Genomic DNA, 24,588 nt, shown 5'->3' on the forward strand with positions numbered 1-24,588 from the left:
AATGCCCACTGGTTCGCGACCGAGGGCGGCCAGAAGCAGATCGCTCGCCTGCCACGCAAGCGCCTGATGGACATCACCGCGCTCGACGACGCCCTTCTCATGCTGGCGGGCCCGACCGCCGGCCAGATCACCGGAACCGCCCTCACGATTGATGACGGTCAGGTGCTCTAGCCGACGCGTTCGGACTGTCGCCTACTCGAACACTTTCAGCAGATCGCCAGTTGAACCACCTTCCTTGATCTCGCGCAGGCGCGCATAGACCAGGCCGGAGGCGATGAGACCGATTGGAAGGACCACGGCCTGGAGGGCCGAGGACAGGATATTCATCCATATGGGCGTGACAGGGTCCGAGGCCTCCTGCACGACATTCGGGTCAACAGCAAAACCCACGATGGCGATCAGGATTCCGGCGCCAAACATGACGGCGATATTGATCAGGGCGAGCAGAATGAGGAGGCCGATAATGGCCCAGCGATACCCCTTGGTCAGCGTTTCGCTTCGTCCCAGAGCCGAGAAGCCCGCGCCTTCGAATACGATCGCAGGGACATAGACGTAAATGATCGCGACGACATAGAGCCCCGGCACGATCAGAAAGAGGAAGGCGATACCCGACGCAAGTCCGGCCAGGGTGCCCAGCACAAGCATGGGCAGGAGTCCGAAAACAGCGCCCTTGATAGCGGCGCCGATCTGAGCGCCCATCTGCGTATGGAGCGAGATCGACATGCGAACGATCACGGCCTGCAACAGGATGAAGAAGATCATCGTCGCCGCGAGATACGTCAGGAATGGCGCGACCACGGATGACGCGTCTCCACTAATCCCCGCCTCCGCGAGTGCCGTCTGGAACGGCGTGACGATGAGAGTCGCGTAGATCAGATAAGGAATGAATACGACGCCGAAAAAGAGCAGGAAATTCTTGAAGTACAGGTCAAACGCACCGCCTATGATGCGCCCGACGCCGAGCTCGGCCTTCATGGCCGGTGTTGGATTGGTGTCAGTCATGTGCCCCCCTTGTGGCGCTTAAGATGATGTCGACGTTGAACGCTAGTCGTCATCACGGTGATGCTTGTCATCACGCACGTCCCCGAACATGCGTTTCTGCTCCAGAAATGCCCGCTGCGCCGTATAGAAGGCGTGCAGGAATTCGCGCGCCCGACTATCCGGCACCGGCTCCTCATAGCCGATCTTGCGCCGGATCTGGGCGGCGACCTGAACCAGGCTTTCCACCCGACGCACGTTGGAGCTGCGCGTTTCGGACCGGGTTCGCAGCAGGCTTTCCAGCGTTTGCAGTTCGAACCGACCATAATGCTCCATCTGTGCGGGCGTGAAGTCAAAATCCAACTTCGGCGCCGAGCCCGACAAGTCCGGCAGAAGAACGGATTTCGGCCGCGCCGTGACATAGGTATTGGCGATGAGGTCACCGAGACGCTGACGCTTGGCATTGGTGAGCGGGATGACCAGAACGATCACGATCCAGAGCAGAAGAACCAGGTTCCAGAACGTGCCGACGCTGCCGGAAACCAGCAACATCGTGCCCGGCATGAAAATCTCGACTTCCTTCATCAGGTTCCGCGCGACCACGGCATGGGTTGTCAGGCCGCGGCCATCCGCCCCAAGCACCCGGAGACCCGTCGCGCGTTTCCCGACGGTCTGACCATTCCAGAACAGCTCGGTGAGGATGTAATAGGGCGCGCGGATCATCAGCATCAGGATGGCCGCGAGCGACGAGACAAGCGGCTCGATCGAAAACGGCAGAACCGCGAGCAGGAGTATGATCGAGATCATCACCACCACGGTGATGAGAATATCGAGCAATTGAGCGCCGAACCGGGCCGCGAGCCCCGCCACTTCAAAGCGGATCGGGACCCCTTCCGGCGGGACCAGTTCAAACCAGCGCCGGGAATTTTCCAGTTTGCGGGCCAGTTCGGCCGGGGTCTGCCGACGGGCCATCAGCGCGCCCTCCGACCGGCGAGCATGAACCAGGCCAGCCACATCAAGCCAATCCCCCAGCCTATCACGATGCGCAAGGTCGTATCGGTCACCAGCTGCCGCGCAAAGCCTTCCTGAAGGCCCGCCACGAACAACATCAAGGCCGCCACCAGGGCCAGCTTGACCGCGTCCTTCGAGGCCGCCCGCAGCGAGTCCTTTCGGGTCAGCCCGCCCGGAAAGAGGACAGCGAGACCGAGCCGGAAGCCACCCGCCGCAGCGAGCGCCAGCGCGCTGAGCTCCGTCACGCCATGAATTGACAGCCAGCCAAACAATTCCGTGCCCAGGCCGCGATCGGCATAGAGGGCCCAGAAAGCTCCCAGGATAAGACCGTTATAGATCGTCAGGAGCAGGCTGGGGACACAGGCAAAAACCCCCAGCGCAAAGGAGAAGAGGGCGACCCGCGTATTGTGCGAAAAGAGGAAGGCCGCAAAGGCCCCGAGCTGGGCCAGGAGGTTGCCCTCGGTATCGAACAGGACTGCGCGCAGGGTTTCCGTACTGGCCCCTGGCCCACGCTCGCCGGCCAGTTCCGCCGGGACGAATGTGTAATACCAGGCCGGGTCCTGATTGAAGAGCAAGGCTGCCACCCAGCTACCGAGGAAGAGCGCGGCAAAGGCCATCAATATGGCCCAGCCGGACCGGCGCACGGCGGCGGAGGCGGAGCCGCCGAAGAAGCGGCCGATGACACCGGACAGGCGTTCCTGCGGTGCATAAACCGCCAGAAAGGCGCGCGCCACCAGGGATTCCAAGTAAATGAGCAGGCTCTTGTCGAGCGATATGTCGCGCGCAACCGACAATGATGTGGTCGCCTTGCGGTAGAGCTCCGCGAGTGATCGGGATTCCTGGAAATCGAGCTGGCCCGTTCCGCCGGACTCCACACGTTTGACCAAGGTCTCGAGCGCAAGCCAGTCGGCCTCTCGTTCAGCCCGGAAGCGGGTCGAGCGGATCGGTTGGCTGTCACTCATGCAACCTCCCTCGCCTTGAGATCGAGATAAGTCGAGACCAGGCGCGGTGTGAGCTGGTCAGGCCGGACATCCAGCACCATCACGCCGAGCTGACCGAGACGCTCGATCACAATCCGGCGGTCGCGCAGCAGATCTGCGGCCGACACGGCTTCCGCAGCAGCGTCAAGCGACGGCACCGGCACGCGCGCCATGTCCTCGGTCTCGGGATCACGCAGGGCGATGAAGATAACCAGATGATCACGCGACAGGCGACCGAGATGCTCGACCATGAGTTCTGACGTGGTGGTGTCGACAAAGTCCGAGAAGATGATCACCAGGCTGCGCCGGCGCAGCCGAGTCTGCAACGTGGCCAGGGCCAGCGTCGGATTGCTTTCCGCGCTCTCATAGCTCAACCCGGCCAGCGCCCGGCGCAGCTTGGGGAAAATCTGGCGCCCTGGTTCCGGCGGCATCCAGCTGTGCGGCCTTGCATGATAGGTATAGAGACCGACCTGGTCGCCCCCGACCGCGGCGGCCCAAGCCGTCGCAAGCGCGGCATTGATGGCATGGTCGATCTTGGGCAGTCCGGCGATTGTCTCTCGCATCAGATAGCCATGGTCGAGCGCGATAATGATGTTGTGATTGCGTTCAGCTCGCGTCTCCTTGGACAGCATGCGCCGCTGGCGGGCCGAGCGTTTCCAGTCCACCCGTCGCAGACTGTCACCGGGAACATATTCGCGCAGCTGGTGGAATTCGGACCCCTCGCCCTCGGCGAAGGATTCCTTCTGGCCATGCAGGCTTGTGTGTACGGCCAGGTCAATCTGGCCCTGGGTCACCGGCCGGATATCCGGCATCACCGTGACGGAATGGCTCAGCGCTGCGCGGGGAATGAAGTCAAACAGCCCGAAGCGCGAGGGCCAGTTCAGCCAGACATGTCCGAGTGGCCAATCGCCGCGAACGCATCCCTCAAGCTTCAGGTCCAGGACCGTCTCACCGGCGTCAGCACTCAGATCGGCCGGGCCGCGAATACCCTCCGGCCAGTCGAAGTGCGCGATCAGTCCGCCCGGAGCGTCCGGCTGGATATGCAGGCGAAACTCCGCGGTCTGCCCGGCGAAGATCGCCGAGGGCCCCTCAAGCTCGAGACGGCGCCGACGGCGCACACTGCCCGCCAGGTCGAGCACGAGGATCGAGCCGAGCACCAGCCACGGCATGGCCAGCAGACTGCCGTCATCGGTCGAGAATGGGAGCAGGACAAGCGTCACCCCCAGGGCGATCAGGGCCGCCCACAGCAATCGCCGAGTGGGTCGCATCAGCGCGGCACCTCGATCCGGGTCAGAATCGCGCCGAGGACATCATCCGGTGTCCGCCCCTCGATCTCGGCCGTCGGGCCGAGCTGGATGCGGTGGCGCAGCGCGGGCAGGACCAGGGACTGGACATCATCGGGGATGGCATAGTCGCGACCGGCCAGGGCCGCACTCGCACGCACTGCCGCGGCGACGGCATCGGCGGCGCGGGTCGAGGCCCCCTCGCGGACATCGCCATCGACGCGCGTCGCACGGACAATATCGAGTATGTAGGCAAGGATTTTCTCGTCCAGCCGGATGGCGTCGATCAAGGCGTGTGCCCCTTCGATATCCGCGGCCGTGATCACCGATTCGATGGCGGCGGTCCGGGCATCGAAATCCAGCGGCTGAAGCGCGTGGCGGCGCAGGATTTCCAACTCGTCCTCGCGCTCGGGGAAATCCAGGACCAGCTTGAACATGAAGCGGTCATTCTGGGCTTCCGGAAGCGGGTAGGTCCCCTGTTGTTCGATCGGGTTCTGGGTGGCGATGACGTGGAAATGACCACCCAGCGCGTGATCCGTACCGTCGATCGTGACCGTTCGCTCATTCATCGCCTGCAACAGGGCGGCCTGGGTCTTGGGCGGTGCGCGGTTGATCTCGTCCGCCAGCAGGATGTCGGTGAAGACCGGCCCCTTCACGAGTCGGAATGTATTGGAGCTGAAATCGAACAGATTGGCGCCCAGGACATCGCCCGGCATCAGGTCCGGCGTGAACTGGACACGCCCGAAATCGAGCGAAAGAGCCGAGGCGAAACTGCGCGCGAGGAGGGTCTTTGCCGTACCCGGCGGCCCTTCCAGGAGCACATGGCCACGCGCAAAGACGGCGACCAGCAACTGATCAATAACCCGGTCCTGGCCATGGATCGTCTTACGGATTTCCGAGCGCAGCGTCTCGGCGCGCTCGGCGAATTGTTCAAGGGTGAGGGTCATGCGAGCTCCAGGGCGAGTTTGTAGACGTCTTCCACATCGGCGAGCGCGTCGACGGCGACTTCGGTCCGGATGCGATCCGGCAAGGCGTCGGCGCGGTTGAAAATATCGGTCAGGCGGTCAGCAAGGCCCGCATCTTTCAGCCGCAGCAGGGCAATCGCGTGCTCGAAGGCACGCCCGGCCTTGCGATCACGGCCAAGCCAGGCTTCAGCCAGTGCCTGGCGGCGACTGGCCACAAGGGTGCGGACCAGCGCACCATCGGCATGGGCATTGCGCATCAGACGGGCCTGCGCCTTCAGCGCGACCCGCCGGGCTGCGCCGTGGCCCTGCCCGAACATGGACAGGAGCGGGCGTCCGCGAATGCCGGCACGCCACAGCAGAAGCGCCAGCAGTCCGCCAGCGGCAAGCCAGAGCCAGGTGAAGGGCGGTTCGAACATGCGGGCGATGTCAGACCAGCTGCGTTGATGCTCGTCCGGGCGAGCGACGAGGTAGATGGCGGTCGAATAGTCCAGCAGGACATCGCCATCACCGGCGAGTTGGCGGACCAGTTCGCGGGCGATTTCAGCGTTCTGACCGTTCGCAAGCCCATGATTATTCATCAGGTCAGGATCGGAAAGGACCCAATATTCATGATCTTCCATCTGGCAATTTGCCAGCAGGGCACGGGTGGCATCCCCGACAATCGGCGTACACCCTTCCGGTAATTCCATCCATTGCGGCGCGCGCAGACGGGCGGAGCCGGACAGAAAGCCGGCCATGGGCACATCGGTCCAATCCGTATCGAGGACGGGCAGGACATCCGGCGCTATAAACACCGGTGTCGACTGGTCGCTGACGCCATCCACTTGATCCGCGCCCTCCGATGGCGCGATCACGATCCGCTCGGCCGACTGGTCGGATCCATCCGGTTCGCCGCTCTCGGGCACGGAGCCGGGCCGATGGATCAGGAATTCGGGATGCGTCACGCCCAGCCTGCGGACCCCGCCCCGCCATTTGGGCAGAATCACCAGAGTCGGCAGGGTCGTGACTTTCGAGGACACGACATAGTCGCGAATGGGGCGCAGAGTGGGTGTCAGATAGGGCGCTTCCGGATCGCGTCCCATGCGCCCGAAGCCAAACCCCAGATCAGGATCATAGAGCGGCAGGATGCGCAGTCCGACACGCTCGCCAGAGAGCGGGCCCTGCCCCATGAAGCGACGTGTCTCGATCTCGTCCGCATTCAGCCAGGTAACAAGCCCGTCGAAACCGAGAGCGCTGCGCTCGATCGGCGGCACCCGGTCACGCTGGACCAAAATCCAGGCGGCCAGGACCGACAGGGCGACCATCGCGATGACGACCAGCCAGGTCAGGACATTACTATCTCCGGTCCGCGCACTCATGAGGTTGCCGCCTTGGCCGCCAGAACCGTCCGCGCATCTTCGACTAGGCTGGCAAGCCCGCCCTCCTCGAGTGGCTGACCGGCATAGCGGACATGTTCCGCAATCCGGACCAGTCGGGCCACCCGCTCGTAATGCGCCCAATCGCGCGGAAGACGGCGCAGCGCTTCGCGCGCGGTTTCGCTACGGCGTAGCACCGAACCGGTGGCCTCGGCCGCCGCGCTCAGCACCAGGCGCTGCAAGGCTCCAAGCGCCCTGGCGGCATCCGTCAGGCGCGCGATCTCATCGAGCGTGAGTACCGGCAAATCAGCGGTGGCGGTTGCCCGCCCCCCCTTGCCTTTGGCCGTGTAATCGCCTGACTTCGGCGCCTGACGCGTCTCGACCCGCAGGCCCGCACCATGCCGGACTGCGAGATAGATCAGGAAAACCAGAACCCCGACGGCCAGTGCCACGAAGAGCCAGAAAATCACCCGCGCCAGGGTGAGCCAGGCAAACAGATTGCCACCGCGGTCAGGGACGTCGGCGATATCGGCGAGGGCGCGCCAGTCATCCTCTGACTCCAGCGTTTCGACATCGACCTGAAGACCGCGCTCCGCCGCCATTTCGGAATAGTCGCTTGGCACGATCTCGGCTTCACCGGGCTGGTCACGTCGCATCAGGCCCGAGAACCCGACCGCGAGGAGACTCCCAAGCACAATAACCGCCACCAACCACATCCATGGTCGCAGGGCAGACGCTTCTCGCGACGCCGGATCGGGGCGGGGCGAAGACGCCATCAAACTCAGACTCCGAAGGGTTGTACACAGCCGCGAACGCAGCCGCAGGGCAGGTTAGACAGCACCGTCACGCCGGGCAAGTCTGGTTGGCCCGCAAAATTTCGGACAAGGCAGGCTCGGCTGCACTCGCGAACCCGAAGGCCGAAACCGGATTGTCGAGCTCGGCATAGCATTGTTCGAAACCGCCCGGTCCCCGCGCCGAAAGGATTGGAGCAAAATCCGTCTCACCCTCTCCCAGGACTGCCATACTGCCATCCGCGGCGCGGTCCTTGATATGGCAGAGCGGAAACCGGTCCGGGTCGCGTGCCACCAGGACAGCCGGATCGGTGCCCGCATGCAGTGCCCAATAGGTGTCGATCTCAAAGGCGACGAGTGATGGATCACATCGTTCCAGGAGCACATCCCAGGGGGTAACACGCCCGCCCATGCCCGGGCCTTCAACAGGAAGAAACTCGAAATCATGATTGTGGTAGGCGCAGCGCAGGCCCGCCATATGGCAGGCCTCACCGAACCGGTTCAGGCTGTCCGCCCAACCCTGCCAGTCCGCCAGGCTCGACCGGTCCTCGGGCGGGATCCAGCCGACGACAAGATACTGATGACCGGCGCGCGCGCCCTCGGCGACGACACGCGCGGGATCGGCCCGACTGGCCCGCGCGTCGACATGCGCGCTGGGCGATACCAGTCCCGAGGCCGCCAATTGGGTCGCGATCTCGGCAGGAGCCTGGTCGAAATAGCCGGCGAACTCGACAGCGCCATAGCCAAGCCCCGCGACCCGTTCCAGCGTGCGAGGCACTGAAATCGCCATCGCCTGACGAACAGAATAGAGCTGAAGGCCCGTTCGCACCGGCGGACAGGCCGCTCCGCCCGGCGGACAGGCGGCCAGACCGAGGGCACCGGCCTGCAGCAGGATAGCGCGCCGCGATGGCCGTGGTCTTGATTGATCAGGCATGACGCCCCTCCCCAACACCATGTTTCACCAAGCGCAGGGTCGCCGGCAAGCGTGAATGGAGGCATTCCCCCGCGCACCCGGTCAGGTGCGCGGGGTGATCAACATCCCGATCAGAATCAGCGCGGCGTGCTGACCGCGGGAATGCCCGTGAACGGCACGATCCCGAATTCCGGGTAGATTTCCGTCGGGTAGTAGAAAGTCCCGTTGGCAGATACCAGCGCGATGGTTTTCAACGCCTTGAAATCCTGGGTGGGGTCGCCCGGCACCAGGAAGAAGTCGGCCAGCATGCCCGGCGCGATCGTGCCCAGCTCATCATCGACACCCAGATACGCCGCCATACCATGGCTGCCCCAGGCGATGATCTCGGCCGGGGTCATGCCGATATTCTGGTAGAGTTCCAGCTCGCGATGGTAGGCGAAAGACCCGCCCAGATCGGTTCCCGGCACCATGAAGATGCCCGCCTCGTGCATGCGACGCAGGGTCTCGGTGATCTGATCAAAGGCGCCGCGATAATTGGCGTCATCTTCCGGCGTGGCGATATCCGCCCAGGCGCTGCGGGCGCTGCGCTGGGTATCGACCGGCATGTTGTCGATATAGTCGACAACACCCGGCGAAAGCTCGCCATTGCGCGACAGCAGCAGCGCTTCATGGATGGCATAGGTCGGATCGACGGCCACGCCATTGGCGACCATGGCATCAATCGTTTCCTGCACCGCGGCACTGTCGAGATCGAGACCCGGCAGACGGCGCAGGGCGGTCAGGCGCAGGAGCGAGCGGGTATCCTCGCCCTCCTCGAGGACCCAGCCGAGCATGATCTGGTTGATGTGGGTCATCTCATCATAGCCGGCAGCAATCATCGCATTGGCATTGGTGAAGGCGGGCACATGGCCAGCCACGCGCAAGCCGTTTGCATGGGCTGCCTCGATGACAGCCGGGATCCAGTCCGGATTCATCGAGTTGTAGACCTTGACCTGGATGTAATCGCCGCTCGCCGCATAGGTCTCGACAGCCGCGACAGCCTCGGCCTCGCTGCTGACCAGAATGCCATTGTTCGAGCTGAACGGGCTTTGCCCTTCGATAAAGCCGCTGCGATGCATGCGCGGCCCGGCGACTTCACCCGCCTCGATACGATCGATCAGGGCGCCAAGAACCTCGTTATTATTGCCCATGTCCCGAACGCTGGTGACTCCAGCGGCGATATTGAGAAAGGCGCTGGTTTCACCCATGTGCCCGTGCATTTCGAACATGCCGGGAATGAGCGAGCCGCCTGCCCCGTCAATCTCGGTCTCACCGTCACGCGTGGCAATATCAAGCGCGTCGATGGCCGTAATGCGCTCGCCGTCGACGACCACCGAAACCGGCTCGCCCAGGCTCAGCGTCGACGGATCGAAGACGCGCACATTGCGAATACGGACAGGCCCGTCATAGTCGTGGGCCACACGGGACTGGATTTCGGCAAAACGACTGGCGCCATAACCGGCGGCCAGGCCGCGCAGGCGCTCATCCTCTCCCTCATAACCGGCTTCCAGAATGGCAAAGCCAGGTGTGATCAGGCCAAAGAAAGCGCGGTCATCCATCAGGAAATAGGTCGGGTTCACGCTCGTGCCGGAGAGACCGTAGGCGATCAGGTCGCGGCTTGTCTCGCCATTGGTGACCGTCACCGTATCGACTTCGGACAGGCGCAGCTCGCCGCCGGGCAGGGCCGGAATGGTCATGTCGTCGCGATCCATCAGGGCCCGCGCGGCGATCGCCAGCCAGTAGGGGCTGGCATCCTGAGGCACGTAGAAGGCGTCGCCATCGGGGATGGCCTGGTCGCTTCCGGTCGCATCACGCCAGCGCGCCTCGCTATCGGCATAGCTGAATTCTTCATCAATCGGATTGCCGAAGGTCGAGGCCCCGGAAATCGTCCAGCTGGTTGGCAAGCCCTGCTCGTCCAGCGCGATTGTCTCGGTCACGGTCGGACCGCGGCCATTATTGCGATACTCGAATTCGACCCCGAAGCCGTCCTCGGACGGGCTGATATCCAGCGCCCCGATCTCGGTTCCGCCGACGAGGACCGTGAAGTTCTGCGCCTCCGGTGCGGACGCAGCAGGCGCAGCAGACGCATCAGCGCTTGCCGGGTCGTCCTGAGACGCGGGCTGGCTGCACGCCGCCAGCGTGGCCAAGGCCAGGCTGGCCCAGATCGGTTTCATGGATGCGGACATGTTTCTCTCCCCCGAGGCAAGTCTCCGGGCCGAGGGTTAGCACCGTTTTCCGAGCCTGTCTCCAGCACGGGCCCTGTCTCCAGCACGGGCTCCGGCACCGGCTGATGCGCCGGCAGCGGCATCCCCCGGCGCTTCGAACCCGCCCGGCTGGAGGGCTTTGGCAATCAATGCCGATTCCACTTTGCCGGTTCAGGGCGCCAGAATCTGAAAGGAGGGCTCGCGGTAATTGATCCGCAATCCCGGCATTCGTCCGAGCACATCCATGCCGAGGATAACGGCCGGTGTCCCGGCGAGGTCAAAGACCTGGAAGATCGGACTCTCCGTGAAGCTGACGGGCGCGGCGTCCACACGATACCCGTTGAAGTCATAGCCGCCGCGAAAGCCGATCAGTCGCTCGCTCTCTTGCTGCGTTATCCCCTGGGTGGACCGCTCGACCTCGATACCGTCGCTGCCGACTTCCACATCGAGTGCCTGCTGCAAGGCGAGATTGGCGAAACTCTCCGCGGCTCCGGTATCAATAACGGCGACTGCGCGAACGTCATTGATTGTTATGTCGACCAGAACGAAGCCGCCATGCATCAGGCGCGCCGGCAAGGTCGCCGAGACGTCCCGCGATCGCGGGCTGCCCGAGACGGTCATGCGCGCGGCCTCGAAATCGAGGTCGAGCACACCGCCGGTGAAGAATTCCTGCCCCAGGATACCGTCATGCGAGTGGCTGCCAGGCTCTGATTCATGGGCCGCCGCCATGTAGAGACCGTCCGACACGCTGTGTCCGGCCGCCTCCAGTCGGGGAATTCGGTACATGTCCAATTCCTGCACGCCGGCGGCACCATGTGCCATCGCGCGCTCGTTCGGATCCGGCTGGAGACCCAGGGTCGCTACGAGATCCTGGCCCAGCGTTGTTCGCTGCGCGGCGGTATCCACGGCGAACACAAAGTCCTGATCATCATTGATCCGGGCGACCACCGTCGGTCGCCCGCCGGAATCGAAGCCCAGCGCCGCCTCGCGAACGGGGTCCGAAAAGCCCGCGAACGCGGGCGACACGGCGAAGCCCAGCAGCACGGCCAGCAAGCCATGGCGCAGTTTTCCGGACACTGCCCCGGACCGTTTATTGGTCAACATATGCATCTCTCCTGTCGCATTGTTTCGACAAGACTAGGCGGCACCGGGCGGCGCGGATTGCAGGAATTTGATCTCGTCAGGCGCGCGGCCAGTCAGACGGCAAGGCTGCGGCTGCGCAGCGCCCGCCTGACCTGGCCCGGCGCCAGCCCGATCCGGTGACGCAGGGTATTCGTCATATGGCTCTGGTCTGAAAAGCCGACATCAAGGGCCAGTTCGGCGAGCGGCCTGTCATCGCCGCCAAGCGCATCCATCACCCGCTGGACGCGCACCTCATTGCGGACTTGCACCGGCGAACTCCCGAAATGCCGCGAAAAACTTCGCGACAAATGCTCCGCCGTCATCCCGACATCGCGAGCGATACGCGTGATCGGGCGCGATGTCTCGAGGATCGTCCGGCGCGCTTCCTCAAGACGGGTCGAGGGCCCTCGATAGTCCGGATCCTGCATGACATTGAATGCCCAGGCGAAAAGCTCGGCGTCCTGCAGGGCCTCTGCGAGCGGACCGCAGACCGGCAGGCTTCTGGCCGAAAAGGAGCGCCGGACGACAAGCTGATTGTGCGCGACACCTGGCGGAAGGCGCCGCCCCATCCCGGACGCCGTCAAATGAATGTTGCGGCATCGGACAACCGAGTCGGCGACGGCAATTTCATGCTGACTTCCCGGCGGCGACAGGCGGAAATCGCCCCGACTGAGATGTCCGAGTCTCTCTTCCTCGAAACCGCCCTCGTGAACCTCAAGCAGATGCCAGCCATCATGGCCGTGCCCCTGTATTCGGCTATGAGCCGCCATGGCAAAGCTGGCCGCCCGAAAACGGCTGGGAATGGTCACTGGCAGATCTGGCGATGACATCGGCGGTACCGGGCTAAGTGCGCGTGAGCGTAACCTAGCCACCCGGACAGCCCGAATTAACTCGGAGAAAGGGCCGTTGATCACAAACAACGGGTTTGAAAAACAAAAGGCGACACAATAACTTCCGGAAATCACGAAATGGCGAACCGGGTCGCTCGTCGACACCGGACCTCGCATCGACGACCCGCTCCCTGACCACAGGACTGATCCGTGCCCGAACCCTCAACCAATCCCGCGGCTCCGCCCTCGATCGGCCTTGGCCAGCGCATGGGCTACGGAATAGGCGATTTCGCCTTCGTCGCACTATGGCAGGCTTGCGCGCTCTTCCTGCTTTACTTCTACACGGACGTGCTGGGCCTGCCGCCCATGCTGGCCGGTCTGATCTATCTTGTCGGCATGGCCTGGGACGCGGTGTCTGACCCGATCGTGTCGACATGGTCCGAACGACGCGCACATCGCGGAGCGGGATACGGGCGTCAGATTCGGGTCGCGGCACTGCCGGCGGGCATCGCCTTTGCCCTGGTCTTCACCAATCCCTTCAACGACATGTTCGCCATGGCGGGCTGGGCCTTGTTCACTCACCTTCTCTTCCGCACCGCCTTCACCTTCGCCAGCATGCCGTACAATGCGCTGCCGGCGCGTTTGACGACGGATGGTGATGAACGCAGCGCCCTGTCAGCCGTCCGCGTCATATTCGCCGCCCTGGGTGGGCTGATGACCGCCATACTCCTGCCGATCCTGGTCGCCGGCGCCGGCGAGGATGCCGTGCGCACGGGACATGCGGTGGCCGCCATTGTCCTGGGCGCTCTGTCGGCGCTGGTACTCGTCATTTGTGCCATGACCATGCGCAAGGCACCGCCCCTGCCCGCCGATGCAAAGCCGCTCAAAGGGACCGCCGGACTGGCCGGATTATGGTCGGCGACACGCGACAACCGCCCCCTGCAGGGCCTGCTGACCCTGATGGCTTTGGCAACTGTCGGCTACGGCCTGTTCACGCAGTCTCTCATCTACCTCGTCAATCATGTGCTGGTACGCCCGGATCTGGAGATGGTGGCGCTCGCGACACCGGTTCTGGTGATCATTCTCGCGGCGCCGGTCTGGATGATGATCGCTGCCCGGACCTCCAAGCGAAACGCGCTCATCGGTGGCCTGGCAATGGCCGCGACCGGCTACATCATCCTCGCGCTGACGCCGCCCTCGCAGGCGATCATGGCGATTGTGGCAATCGCGGTCAGCGGGGTGGGCAATGCCGCTATCCCGGTGATGTTCTGGTCCATGCTCGCGGATGTTGTCGATTTCGGACATGCCAAGTCCGGTCGGCGTGTCGAGACACGCATTTTCGGCCTGACGACCTTCGTGCAGAAGGCGGCGGCCGGCCTTGCCGCCTTGTGTGCGGGCGGCATGCTCGCGCTCGGCCAGTACACGCCCGAAGCGATATCGCCGGACGCATTGACCGCGATCCGCGCCCTTTCCAGCTGGCTCCCGGCGGTCCTGACCCTCGCCATGATCGGCGTCATCTGGCGCTACCCGCTTGATCGGTCTGCCCATCATGACGCCCTTGAGCGGATCGCAGCGGCGACCACCCGTACGGGCGGTTGAGCGGCTGCGGGCGCAATGGCAGATTGTGGACACGGTGGCCGCCCGGAGCCGCCAGCACCGCCTGGAGCCCAAGCCCGGATGACCAACGCCGGCACTTCAACGTCAGACGACGGCCTGGAAACGGCCGGGCTGAGCGCTGACCTCCACGACATGCGCCTTGATCAGGCGCGGCTTCTCCTCGCCCGGACGGGCATGTCCTGCCTGATCATCGGCGGTGTCATTCTCTACCTCACAGTCCTCATCATGCTGACTGGCGATCTGCGCTTTGCGGCGGGCTGGGTTGCGGGGGCCGGGGGCATGGTCGGTGTGGTCTTCGCCTATCCGCGCCTGATCGCGCCCGGTGGCGTCACTCCGGCCAATTACCGCCGCTACCTGACCGGCCATGTTTTCATCTCCGGACTCACGGGCCTGGTCTGGGCGAGCTTCGCCATCGCCTTTCTGGACGACACGTCACTGCTCAACCTCTTCATTGCCATCAACATGGTGTTCGCGATCACGGTCGGCGGCATGATGCCAAGCGCGGAGTACCGGCCCACATTCATCGCGCTGTCCAGCGCAAACCTGCTTCCCTTCACCAGCTACTGGTTGGTCACGGTGGAAGGGCCACTCCGGCTGATCGGCGTCGGCTTGCTGATTTATTACGGCTTTGGCCTGCTGGTGAGCGCGCGGGCAGAAATCCAGACGCAGACCCTGCTGGCGGCCGAACGAAATCGCGAGCTGACGCGACGGCTTCAGGAACAGAATGCGCTGGTTGAGAGGGTGAGTGCGGAGAAGTCCCGATTCCTCGCTGCCACCAGCCATGATCTCGCCCAGCCTCTCCAGGCACAGGGCTTCTTCATCGGCGCGATGCGCAGAACGCTGCGTCAAGCCGAACATCTGGAGCTGCTCGACAAGATCGAAGCGTGTTGGAGCAGCCAGCAGCAATTGCTTCAGGCGCTGGTTGAAACCGCGCGTCTGGATAGTGGCGCCATCGTCGCGAAGCCACGCCCCTTCGCGCTGGAGACAATCCTGCAGGGACTGGAACAGGAATTCGCGGAGCCGGCTCGCGGACATGCCCTCACACTGGAAAGCCGGATCGAGGCCGCCGTCGTCGACAATGATCCCCTGCTATTGGCGCGCATCCTGCGAAACCTGCTCTCCAACGCCGTGAAATTCACCCCGCCCGGCGGTCAAATCCGGCTTGTCTCGCGCCGCGATGGCGCGGACATGCTCATTGAAGTCAGCGATAACGGGCCGGGCATTCCATCCGATGAGCTGGACCGGGTATTCGACGAATACGTCCAGCTGGCCACACCGGTCGATGGTGGCGAGAGCGGGCTCGGGCTCGGACTGCCAATCGTGCGCCAGCTCGCCAGCAAGCTGGGCGCGGAGCTGGAATTCCATTCGGCCAGCGGTGAAGGCACGCGCGCGCAACTTCGTATTGCCTGCGCGCCGGCCGACCTGAAGCCGACCGAAATCCCTGACCGGCCGGACCGTGTGACCGGGACACCGCTGGTCGTTCTGGTCGAGGACGATGCGGCGATCCGGGACTCCCTCGCCATCGTCTTGACGGACTGGAATTGCCGCGTCGTCGCGGCGGGCTCCGGCGAGGAAGCGGTGAACCTGTTGTCATGGGCGACATCGGAGCCGGCACTGCTGATTGTCGACAAGCGCCTGGCCGACGGGGAAGACGGGTTGGAAACCATTGCCGCACTTCGCGCTGAACTGGCTGCGGACACACCAGCCATTTTGCTGACCGGCGACATCTATCAGTTCGAGAAACTGGCCGGCCTTGCGGATGTCACCGTCATTACCAAACCTGCGGATCCCGCACTCGTGCAAAGTGTGCTTCTCGAGATACTGGCGCGGACATCGGGGGCCGAATAAGGCGCGTCGGGATCAGATCAGGCCGAGGGCCTGGGCCTTGCGGACACAGGCCGTGCGCGTGTGAGCCCCCAGCGCCTCGAATACCGCCCGCAGATGGGACTTCACGGTGTTCTCGCTGATATCCAGCCGCGCAGCGATCGCCTTGTTGGTCTCTCCCTTGCCGATCAGGTGGAGGATTTCCGTCTGGCGTGGCGCCAGCGTCGGGACGCCGTCAACCAGGGCCGCCAGGTCAGGGTCATGGGCATCCGTCAGATCCGATTCACGCCCGTCTTGCTCGATAAAGCATGTCTTTCCGGCAAGGAGGGCATCTGCCGCTTCAACGAGCACCGCCGTATCGGCGGACTTGTGCACGAATCCGCGCGCGCCCAGCGACCGCATCTCCGCGATCGGCGGTTCTGATCCGATGCCGGAAAGAACAAGAACCGGCGCGCGGAACCGGCGATCGCGCATCGCCGCAAGCACGGCCAACCCATTCATGCTGCGCATCACCAGATCGAGAATGACCAGGTCAAAGCTTTGACCGGCTTCAAGGTCCTCGAGAAAGGCTACGGGCGCATCATAGGTGCACACCTCGTAATCCGGCCGCAGTGATCCCAGCAGGACAGCAAACCCGTCCACGAACATGCGATGATCATCAATCAGCGCGATCCGGCATCCGCGCGCACTCATTCTCCCGACCCGCAGCGGTCGGTGTAGAACGTCGCGATGTTGGTAGCCCTCTTCCCCATGGCGGCAAGCTAGGTGAGGCGGCGCATCGGCTCAAGCGCTTGTTGCGGAACTCGGTTCGGGATTTGCCGATTTGGGAAGTCAGGCGTGACGGGTCATAATACCCGGTAACAACAAACACTTTGCTGGGGAGACCGGCGTCACACCATGCCCATGCTGATCGACACAATCGATGACGCAACAGCCCGCGCTGCCTGCGCTCGCCTGGCGAATCGGCCAGACGCGTTGATAGAAATCCTGCACGCGGTCCGGCGAGCGAGCGGTTTTGTGTCCGATGCCGCGATTGCAACCATTGCCGACGCTCTCAATCTGAGCCGAGCAGAAGTGTTGGGCGTGGTCAGCTTCTACCATGACTTCAACCGCCGGCCAGCACCCCGCCATGTCCTGAAAATCTGTCGCGCAGAGGCGTGCCAGGCATCTGGTGGTGAAGCCGTAGCGACCCGACTTGAATCGGCATTTGCCTCCGCTGCGGACACGATCGAGATCCGCTCGGTCTATTGCCTGGGCAATTGCGCCCTCGGGCCTGCCGCGCTCCTGGATGACCGGCCGATCGGCCGACTTGATCCAGACGCCCTGATCGATGAATTGACGGTCAGTGGTGTCCTGTCCGGAGGTGTGGAATGACCGGATTGCCCGACCGCATCTATATTCCGGGCGACTCGGCCGCCCGCTCGGTCGGCGCGGACGGGGTTGCCGATGCATTGGCGGCGGCTTTGCCCGACAGCTGCGAGATCGTGCGCAATGGATCCCGGGGCCTGTTCTGGCTTGAACCCTTGGTCGAGATCGACCGCGATGGCGTGCGCCTGGGCTTCGGCCCGGTCACGCCGGACGATGTCGCCGACCTGGTTGCGACAGGCTTTCCTGACAGCAGCCACAAGCTGGCCCTCGGTCCGGTCGAGGACATCCCGCAACTGGCCCGGCAGCAGCGGCTGATTTTTGCGCGCTGCGGGCTGGCCGCCCCGTCGGACCTCGAGGCCTATGCAAGGAGCGGCGGGCTGAGGGGCCTGGAGGTCGCTCGCACTCTTGCACCGGATACAATCATCGAACAGGTCAAGACATCGGGCCTGCGCGGCCGCGGTGGGGCCGGCTTCCCCGCCGGGATCAAATGGGAAACCGCGCGCAAATCGTCCGGCGAGCGCAAATATCTGTGTTGCAATGCCGATGAGGGCGATAGCGGCACCTATGCAGACCGTTTGCTCATGGAAGGTGACCCCTTCACCCTGATCGAAGGCATGTGCATCGCGGCGCGGGCGATTGGTGCCCGCCATGGTCTGGTCTATCTGCGCTCGGAATACCCCGACGCCATCCGCACGCTCAAACAGGCGATCAATGTCTGGCGCGAGGCCGGCCATTTTCGGGACCTGGTCGATGGCGCCGATGTCGACATCGAGGTCCGCACAGGTGCCGGCGCCTATATTTGCGGCGAAGAGAGTTCGATGCTCAACAGCCTGGAGGGCAAGCGCGGAGAAGTGCGCGCCAAGCCCCCCATCCCGGCGATCTCGGGCCTGTTTGGCCAGCCGACAATCGTCAATAATGTCCTGACCCTCGGAAGCGTCCCGTGGATTCTCGCGCATGGCGGCGAAGCCTATCGCGATTTCGGCATCGGTCGGTCGCGCGGAACCCAGGCCTTCCAGCTCGCCGGCGATGTCGCGAGGGGCGCGCTCATCGAGCTCGCTTTCGGTGTCTCCCTGCGGAGCCTGATTGAGGATTTTGGCGGCGGCACCCGGTCCGGCCGTCCATTGCGCGCCGTCCAGGTGGGCGGCCCGCTCGGGGCTTATCTGCGCGAAGCCGATCTCGACGTCGCCATGGATTACGAAGCACTGGCGGAGATTGGCGGCATGCTGGGACATGGAGGCATTGTCGTGTTCAACGACCGTGTCGACATGGCGCACCAGGCCCGGTTTGCGATGGCATTTTGCGCCATCGAATCCTGCGGCAAGTGTACCCCTTGCCGGGTCGGTGCCACGCGCGGCCGGGAGACGCTGGACAAGATCATTGCCGGCGATGAGATCGAGGCCAATCTCGATCTGCTGCAGGATTTGTGTGAGCTGATGACTGATGGCTCGCTGTGCGCGATGGGCGGCCTGACACCCATGCCTGTGCGCAGCGCGATCGAGCGCTTTCCCGAAGACTTCACCCGTCTGGCCGCCGAGTAGGACCCCGCCATGCCCCTGGACAAGGAGATCGATTTCGGAACCCCGGCACCGCGCGGGAGCGAGACAGGCGTCACGCTCGAAATCGACGGTTTCGAGGTCACGGTTCCCGAAGGCACGAGTATCATGCGGGCCGCGATGTCACTGGGCACGCAAATCCCCAAACTCTGCGCGACCGACTCCCTGAAGGCCTACGGGTCCTGCCGACTCTGCCTGGTCGAGATCGACGGCAAGCGCGGCACGCCGGCCTCCTGCACCACCCCGGTGGAGGCGGACATGAAGGTGACCACCCAAACCGACCGGCTCGCCCGCCTGCGTCGCGGGGTGATGGAGCTCTACATATCCGACCACCCGCTCGACTGTCTGACCTGTTCGGACAATGGCGATTGCGAGCTCCAGGACATGGCAGGGGCCGTTGGCCTGCGCGATGTCCGCTACGGGTTCGCCGGTGAGAATCATGGCGGGCAGACCAAGGACGTCTCCAACCCCTATTTCGACTTCGAACCGTCCAAATGCATTGTCTGTTCGCGTTGCGTACGTGCCTGTGACGAAGTCCAGGGAACCCTCGCCCTGACGGTTGAGGGCCGTGGCTTCGACTCGCACATCTCGGTCGGCGGTCCTGATTTTTTCAACTCGGAATGCGTCTCCTGCGGCGCCTGCGTCCAGGCCTGTCCCACGGCGACGCTGCAAGAAAAAGCCGTTGTCGAACACGGCGTGCCGGATCGGTCCGTGAAGACCACCTGCGCCTATTGCGGCGTCGGCTGCTCCTTCAAGGCCGAGCTGAAGGGCGACCAGGTCATCCGCATGGTGCCGGACAAGGACGGCAAGGCCAATCATGGCCATTCCTGCGTCAAGGGCCGCTTCGCCTGGGGTTATGCTTCCCATGCCGACCGCATCACCACGCCGATGATCCGCGACGCGATCGATCAGCCCTGGCGCGAGGTCGGCTGGGACGAGGCGATCGGTTTTGCCGCAGACCGGTTCAAGGCGACTCAGGCCGAACACGGCCGCAAGTCGATCGGGGCCATCTCGTCCTCACGCTGCACGATCGAGGAAGTCTGGCTGGTCCAGAAAATGGTCCGCACCGCCTTCTCCAACAATAATATCGATACCTGTGCCCGGGTCTGTCATTCACCCACCGGCTACGGCCTGAAGCAGACCTACGGGACCTCCGCTGGCACCCAGGATTTCGACAGCGTCGAAGACGCGGATGTGATCCTGCTCATCGGTGCCAATCCGACCGACGCCCACCCGGTTTTCGCCTCGCAAATGAAGCGTCGGCTGCGCGCGGGTGCCAAACTCATCGTGGCCGACCCACGCGCCATCGACCTGGTGCGCACACCCCATGTCGCGGCGGCGCATCATCTGGCGCTTCAGCCCGGCACCAATGTCGCCCTGGTCAACGCCCTTGCCCATGTCGCGGCGATGGAAGGCCTGCTGGACGATCGCTTTATTGCTGAACGCTGCGAAGTCGATTCCTTCGATGACTGGCTCGCCTTCATCAAGGATGAGGCCAATTCGCCGGAAAGCGCGGCGCCAATCACCGGTGTCCCGGCCGATGATATCCGGGCGGCGGCACGCCTGTATGCCAAGAGTGGCGCGGCTGCGATCTATTACGGCCTCGGTGTTACGGAGCACAGCCAGGGCTCGACCATGGTCATGGGCATGGCCAACCTCGCCATGGCCACCGGCAATATCGGGCGCCGCGGGGTCGGCGTGAACCCGTTGCGTGGCCAGAACAACGTCCAGGGCTCCTGCGATATGGGCTCCTTCCCGCATGAGTTTCCCGGCTATCGCCATGTCAGCGATGACGCCACACGCGCCATTTTCGAAACCGCCTGGGAGCACAAACAGGACGCAGAGCCAGGCCTGCGCATTCCCAATATGTTCGACGAGGCCTGCGCGGGAAATTTTCGTGGTCTCTATGTCCAGGGCGAGGACATCGCCCAGTCCGATCCGAATACCCAGCACGTCGAAGCGGCACTGACAGCGCTCGATATTCTCGTTGTCCAGGACCTCTTCCTGAATGAGACGGCCCGCTTCGCCCATGTCTTTCTGCCCGGCACTTCCTTCCTCGAGAAGGATGGCTGTTTCATCAATGCCGAACGCCGCATCAATCGGGTTCGCCCGGCGGTCCGCAACAAGACCGGCATGGATGAGTGGGCCGTTACCCAGGCCCTGACCGAAGCGATGGGCTATGCGGTGAAATCCTTCACCACGAGCGCGGAGATCATGGACGAGATCGCCGCCCTGACCCCGACATTTGGCGATGTATCCCACGCCCGCCTGGATCGCGAGGGCAGCGTGCAATGGCCGTGCAATGAGCGCGCTCCACAGGGCACGCCGATCATGCATGTCGACGGATTTGTGCGCGGCAAGGGGAATTTCGTGGTCACTGAATTCGTCCCGACCACCGAACGCACCAATCGCAAATTCCCGCTTATCCTGACCACGGGCCGTATTCTCAGCCAGTACAATGTCGGCGCCCAGTCGCGGCGCACGGAGAATTCGCGCTGGCATGACGAGGATGTGCTGGAATTGCACCCCAGTGACGCGGAAACACGCGGCATCCAGGACGCACAATGGGTCTCTGTCCGCTCCCGCAAGGGCGAGATCACATTGCGTGCCCGGATCTCCGAACGCATGGCGCCAGGCGTCATCTACACGACCTTCCATCACCCGGAGACCGGCGCCAATGTGATCACGACCGAGAATGCCGACTGGGCGACCAGCTGCCCGGAATACAAGGTGACAGCCGTCGAGGTGAGCCCGGCCAATCATCGCTCGGCCTGGCAGGAAACCCATGCCGAGCAGGCGGCACCGAGCCGGAGAATCCAGCGAGATGATCGTGTCGAACCGGCCGAATAGCGGGCCTGTGATCACCGAACAGGGTGTCGCCGCGGCGGCAGCAACGGACCTCGTCCTGGCCGATGGCGCCGAATGGGCTGTGCCCGAGGAAGTCCCGGTGGCTTTCGTCTACAACCGGCGCAATCACGCCGTCATGCTGGGCACGCCTGATAACCTTGCCGATTTCGCTATCGGGTTCTCGCTCGCGGAAGAAATCATCCGCCATCCCGGCGAAATCGAGACCATCGAGATCGTGCATCAAGAGGTCGGAATCGACCTTCACATCACGCTCAATGCGGAACGTCTGGAACGCTTTGACCTCATTCAGCGCCGACGCACCTTGCCGGGTCGGGCCGGATGCGGCCTGTGCGGGCTGGATAACGCCGAGAGCCTGACCCGGCCATTGCCACCCATCGCCGACCGCGCGATCGAGCTCAGCCCGGACGCCCTTGCCGCCGCCCTGGCCGCCCTGCCGGCCTGGCAACCCCTCAACGCCCGGACCCGCTCGGTTCATGCCGCCGCCTGGGCGACTTCCGGGGGAGAGGTGCTGGCGGCCCGCGAGGATGTCGGTCGCCACAACGCCCTCGACAAATTGGTCGGTGCATTGGTCCGTGACGGACGGGACACGACCGACGGCTTCGTCGTCATGTCGAGCCGCTGTTCCTATGAATTGGTGGAGAAAGCCGCGCGCGCCGGACTGCCGGCAATTGCGACCCTGTCCGCGCCCACCGCCTTTGCCATCCGCAAAGCCCGGGAGGCCCGCATTGCGCTGTATGCGCGGAGCAGCGGGCACTTCGTCCGGGTCCCATGATGCGCATCGGCCTCATCCTCGCGGGCGGCCAGGCTCGACGCATGGGCGGCATCGACAAGGCGTCGGCGATCCTGAACGGTCGGCCCCTCATCCATCATGTCCTGGAGCGCCTGGCACCGCAGGTCGACCAGGTCCTGATCTCCGGTCGCTCAGATTATGGAAGCGGTTTGACGGTTCTGGCCGACCGGACTGACGGTCCCGCCGGGCCTGCTGCAGGCCTTTATGCCGCCGCGAGGCACCTGGCCGACGTCCCGGATAGCGGGCTGGTTGCCGTCCCGGTGGACGCGCCATTTCTTCCTCTGGATCTGGTCGAACGCCTGTGCGCCGGACCGCTACCAGCCATCGCGCATGCAGGCGGGCGGATGCAACCGGCCTTCTCGGCCTGGACGCCGGACGAAGTCGAGGCGCAGCTGACGCACCGCCCGGCCGGCGCCGGTCTGGCCCTCATTCAACTGGCCCGGGACGCCAACGCCCGAACCGTCGCATTCGACGATCCGGGCGCATTTCGCAATATCAATTCAGCCGAAGACCTGGCCGCGGCTGAAGCGGATGTGGACTGACCTAGCCCGGCGCCGAGAAATGCGGCGCATCGAACTGATAAGCGGGTTGCGGCGGGGTTGAGGTGGACGACGTCACATCGAGCGAATAACCCGTACCCGAACACACACCCGGCGCTTCCGGCATGGTGCGGCGGAATACCATCAGGGCGGAATGGTCATAGCCGGTCGTATCGACCGTACCGGCACGCCCCAGCGGGGTGACATCGACCACACCATCACGGTGTCCCAGAGCGACCAGCTCAAGCCCGTCATCGCCGCTCAACTCGAACCCGAAACGTCCGTCCATGTCGAGCGCGATATAGTTCGCTCCAAGCTGTTCCAGCCCGCCCTTGGACATCCAGCCACGCTCACTATCCATATTGTGCTGGATATTCACCGTATCGGTGAACATCGGCGCGAGATCATATGCCATGGCGTAATTCTGGGCCCGCCAACGCTGGATCACGTCCGGAATGGTTGTCCCGACACGCTCCAGCGAAGCCGACATGGTGTCGAAACCATCCAGCGTGACGCTGTTTTCCCACATCTCGACGATGAGCCCCTCGCCATAGCTGTCGGCGATCGACTGCAACAGCGTCCATTGGGCGTAATCATACCCGCTCTCGCTCGTCGTCCAGCAGATTTCCGGCGCGGCAAAATCGGTCGCGACATAGTCAGTCGCGTCCTGGTCGCTGCCGACCGTGGTGGTCTCGGTCCAGGAGGCCGTCGCCTCATAGAGCCAGTCCAGACCCTCTTCGGAGTCATAGCCGAACTGGATGACGTGGTTGAATTCGTGCGTCGCCGTGGCGCGCATCAGGCTGTGCACCGACGCCGTCTTGCCCATGCCGACAAAATCATTGTCGACCACAAAAACGGTCCGCGCCGCAGAGGTCTCGCGGACATCACCGGTATGCACATTGTCGAAAACAATCTGGACCGGATAGGTCACACCCATGGAGCCATCCGCATCAGCGACAAAGGCTGTATAGCGCCCGTCATCATCGCGGACGGGTTCGGCCCAACCAATGCGCGACACCTGCTCGTCGAGCATGGATTGCAGGGTGACCCCGACGGATTCGGCGTATTCCGTGGAAGAGGCATCGACGCCTTCGAGCGTATAGTGGACCCGGAAATCTTCGGTCTCGATGACCAGTTCCGGACCGCTCAGGGCGACCCTGTTTTCCAGCAGATCCTGCAATGTGTCGACGACGGTGGCGTCCACAAAGGACAGTTCGAGGCGATAGTCGCCACTGCTCTCGCCACTGCGATAGCGTCGGAGTTCAAGCGTATAGCTGGCATCTTCCGGCGCCGTGAAGGCGATCGCGGAATTGAGCGAGCCATCGCCGCGATCATCATTGAGCGCAACCGGGAATCCGTCTTCGCCGACAAGGCGCAGCACGGTATCGAGATCGCCGCTGAGCGCCTCCGCCAACACCATGACGGTCTGACCGGCTTCAAGCTCCAGCGGATAATCGAATTCGGTGTCGCGACCGGCAATCATGCCGGATTGTTCGGCAAACACATCACGCTCGATCGAGTCGAAGTCAAAGGGCACTTCCGCATTCGGGTCGGTCGC

Annotated in this window: 20 protein-coding genes; 7 read left to right on the plus strand and 13 right to left on the minus strand. The window is 63.7% G+C overall.

The features are described 5' to 3' along the window. Positions 1–192 precede the first annotated feature (192 nt). From QZ266_RS11525 to QZ266_RS11575, 11 genes are all read right to left on the minus strand, one after another. Positions 193–1,002 carry a hypothetical protein gene (locus QZ266_RS11525; protein WP_295695293.1) on the minus strand — a complete coding sequence of 270 codons (810 nt, stop codon included), beginning with the start codon at positions 1,000–1,002 and terminating at the stop codon, positions 193–195. Between the two features lie 42 nt (positions 1,003–1,044). After that, positions 1,045–1,950, minus strand: coding sequence for an RDD family protein (locus tag QZ266_RS11530; RefSeq protein ID WP_295695295.1), 906 nt, complete (start codon positions 1,948–1,950; stop codon positions 1,045–1,047). Beyond that, positions 1,950–2,951, minus strand: a complete 1,002-nt coding sequence (locus QZ266_RS11535) for a stage II sporulation protein M (protein ID WP_295695297.1) — start codon at positions 2,949–2,951, stop codon at positions 1,950–1,952. The genes QZ266_RS11530 and QZ266_RS11535 overlap by 1 nt, the downstream gene beginning before the upstream one ends. Continuing rightward, positions 2,948–4,237: a DUF58 domain-containing protein gene (locus QZ266_RS11540; protein ID WP_295695299.1), complete on the minus strand. Its 1,290-nt coding sequence runs from the start codon at positions 4,235–4,237 to the stop codon at positions 2,948–2,950. Before QZ266_RS11540 ends, QZ266_RS11535 begins: the two co-directional genes overlap by 4 nt. Beyond that, the gene (locus QZ266_RS11545; RefSeq protein ID WP_295695301.1) at positions 4,237–5,199 is read right to left on the minus strand and encodes a MoxR family ATPase; all 963 of its coding nucleotides are present in this window, start codon (positions 5,197–5,199) and stop codon (positions 4,237–4,239) included. The genes QZ266_RS11540 and QZ266_RS11545 overlap by 1 nt, the downstream gene beginning before the upstream one ends. After that, positions 5,196–6,575 (minus strand): hypothetical protein, encoded by a 1,380-nt coding sequence (locus QZ266_RS11550; protein ID WP_295695303.1) that lies wholly within the window; start codon positions 6,573–6,575, stop codon positions 5,196–5,198. The genes QZ266_RS11545 and QZ266_RS11550 overlap by 4 nt, the downstream gene beginning before the upstream one ends. Next, positions 6,572–7,279 carry a DUF4129 domain-containing protein gene (locus tag QZ266_RS11555; protein ID WP_295695305.1) on the minus strand — a complete coding sequence of 236 codons (708 nt, stop codon included), beginning with the start codon at positions 7,277–7,279 and terminating at the stop codon, positions 6,572–6,574. The genes QZ266_RS11550 and QZ266_RS11555 overlap by 4 nt, the downstream gene beginning before the upstream one ends. Before the next feature lie 136 nt (positions 7,280–7,415). Further along, on the minus strand, positions 7,416–8,297 hold the full coding sequence (locus tag QZ266_RS11560; RefSeq protein ID WP_295695307.1) for a sugar phosphate isomerase/epimerase: 882 nt from the start codon (positions 8,295–8,297) through the stop codon (positions 7,416–7,418). Between the two features lie 116 nt (positions 8,298–8,413). Beyond that, on the minus strand, positions 8,414–10,501 hold the full coding sequence (locus QZ266_RS11565; protein ID WP_295695309.1) for an amidohydrolase family protein: 2,088 nt from the start codon (positions 10,499–10,501) through the stop codon (positions 8,414–8,416). Positions 10,502–10,690: 189 nt separating this feature from the next. Next, positions 10,691–11,623: an aspartyl protease family protein gene (locus QZ266_RS11570; RefSeq protein ID WP_295695311.1), complete on the minus strand. Its 933-nt coding sequence runs from the start codon at positions 11,621–11,623 to the stop codon at positions 10,691–10,693. A gap of 92 nt (positions 11,624–11,715) precedes the next feature. After that, complete coding sequence (locus tag QZ266_RS11575; protein ID WP_295695312.1) at positions 11,716–12,471, minus strand: AraC family transcriptional regulator; 756 nt, start codon at positions 12,469–12,471, stop codon at positions 11,716–11,718. 210 nt (positions 12,472–12,681) lie between these two features. Between QZ266_RS11575 and QZ266_RS11580 the strand changes: the two genes are divergently transcribed. Further along, the gene (locus QZ266_RS11580; RefSeq protein WP_295695314.1) at positions 12,682–14,070 is read left to right on the plus strand and encodes an MFS transporter; all 1,389 of its coding nucleotides are present in this window, start codon (positions 12,682–12,684) and stop codon (positions 14,068–14,070) included. Positions 14,071–14,148: 78 nt separating this feature from the next. Further along, positions 14,149–15,936 (plus strand): hybrid sensor histidine kinase/response regulator, encoded by a 1,788-nt coding sequence (locus QZ266_RS11585; RefSeq protein WP_295695316.1) that lies wholly within the window; start codon positions 14,149–14,151, stop codon positions 15,934–15,936. Between the two features lie 12 nt (positions 15,937–15,948). On the opposite strand, the gene QZ266_RS11590 is transcribed toward QZ266_RS11585, so the two are convergent. Next, positions 15,949–16,605 carry a response regulator transcription factor gene (locus QZ266_RS11590; RefSeq protein ID WP_295695318.1) on the minus strand — a complete coding sequence of 219 codons (657 nt, stop codon included), beginning with the start codon at positions 16,603–16,605 and terminating at the stop codon, positions 15,949–15,951. 204 nt (positions 16,606–16,809) lie between these two features. Here QZ266_RS11590 and QZ266_RS11595 point away from each other — a divergent pair, with 204 nt between their 5' ends. From QZ266_RS11595 to QZ266_RS11615, 5 genes are read left to right on the plus strand one after another with little or no spacing between them, the layout of a single operon-like run. Then, positions 16,810–17,286: an NAD(P)H-dependent oxidoreductase subunit E gene (locus QZ266_RS11595; protein ID WP_295695320.1), complete on the plus strand. Its 477-nt coding sequence runs from the start codon at positions 16,810–16,812 to the stop codon at positions 17,284–17,286. After that, positions 17,283–18,818: an NADH-ubiquinone oxidoreductase-F iron-sulfur binding region domain-containing protein gene (locus QZ266_RS11600; RefSeq protein ID WP_295695322.1), complete on the plus strand. Its 1,536-nt coding sequence runs from the start codon at positions 17,283–17,285 to the stop codon at positions 18,816–18,818. The genes QZ266_RS11595 and QZ266_RS11600 overlap by 4 nt, the downstream gene beginning before the upstream one ends. A 9-nt stretch (positions 18,819–18,827) precedes the next feature. After that, positions 18,828–21,683, plus strand: coding sequence for a formate dehydrogenase subunit alpha (gene fdhF, locus QZ266_RS11605; RefSeq protein WP_295695324.1), 2,856 nt, complete (start codon positions 18,828–18,830; stop codon positions 21,681–21,683). Then, positions 21,658–22,473 (plus strand): formate dehydrogenase accessory sulfurtransferase FdhD, encoded by an 816-nt coding sequence (gene fdhD / locus QZ266_RS11610; protein WP_295695326.1) that lies wholly within the window; start codon positions 21,658–21,660, stop codon positions 22,471–22,473. Before fdhF ends, fdhD begins: the two co-directional genes overlap by 26 nt. Beyond that, positions 22,470–23,033: a molybdenum cofactor guanylyltransferase gene (locus tag QZ266_RS11615; RefSeq protein ID WP_295695328.1), complete on the plus strand. Its 564-nt coding sequence runs from the start codon at positions 22,470–22,472 to the stop codon at positions 23,031–23,033. Before fdhD ends, QZ266_RS11615 begins: the two co-directional genes overlap by 4 nt. Before the next feature lies 1 nt (position 23,034). Here the strand turns inward: QZ266_RS11615 and QZ266_RS11620 are convergent. Beyond that, positions 23,035–24,588, minus strand: a 1,554-nt coding sequence (locus tag QZ266_RS11620; RefSeq protein WP_295695330.1) for a DUF6055 domain-containing protein, incomplete at its 5' end; no start/stop codon positions are given.

It is taken from the genome of uncultured Maricaulis sp. (genome assembly GCF_905480005.1).
In the GTDB taxonomy this organism is placed as follows: Bacteria; Pseudomonadota; Alphaproteobacteria; order Caulobacterales; family Maricaulaceae; genus Maricaulis.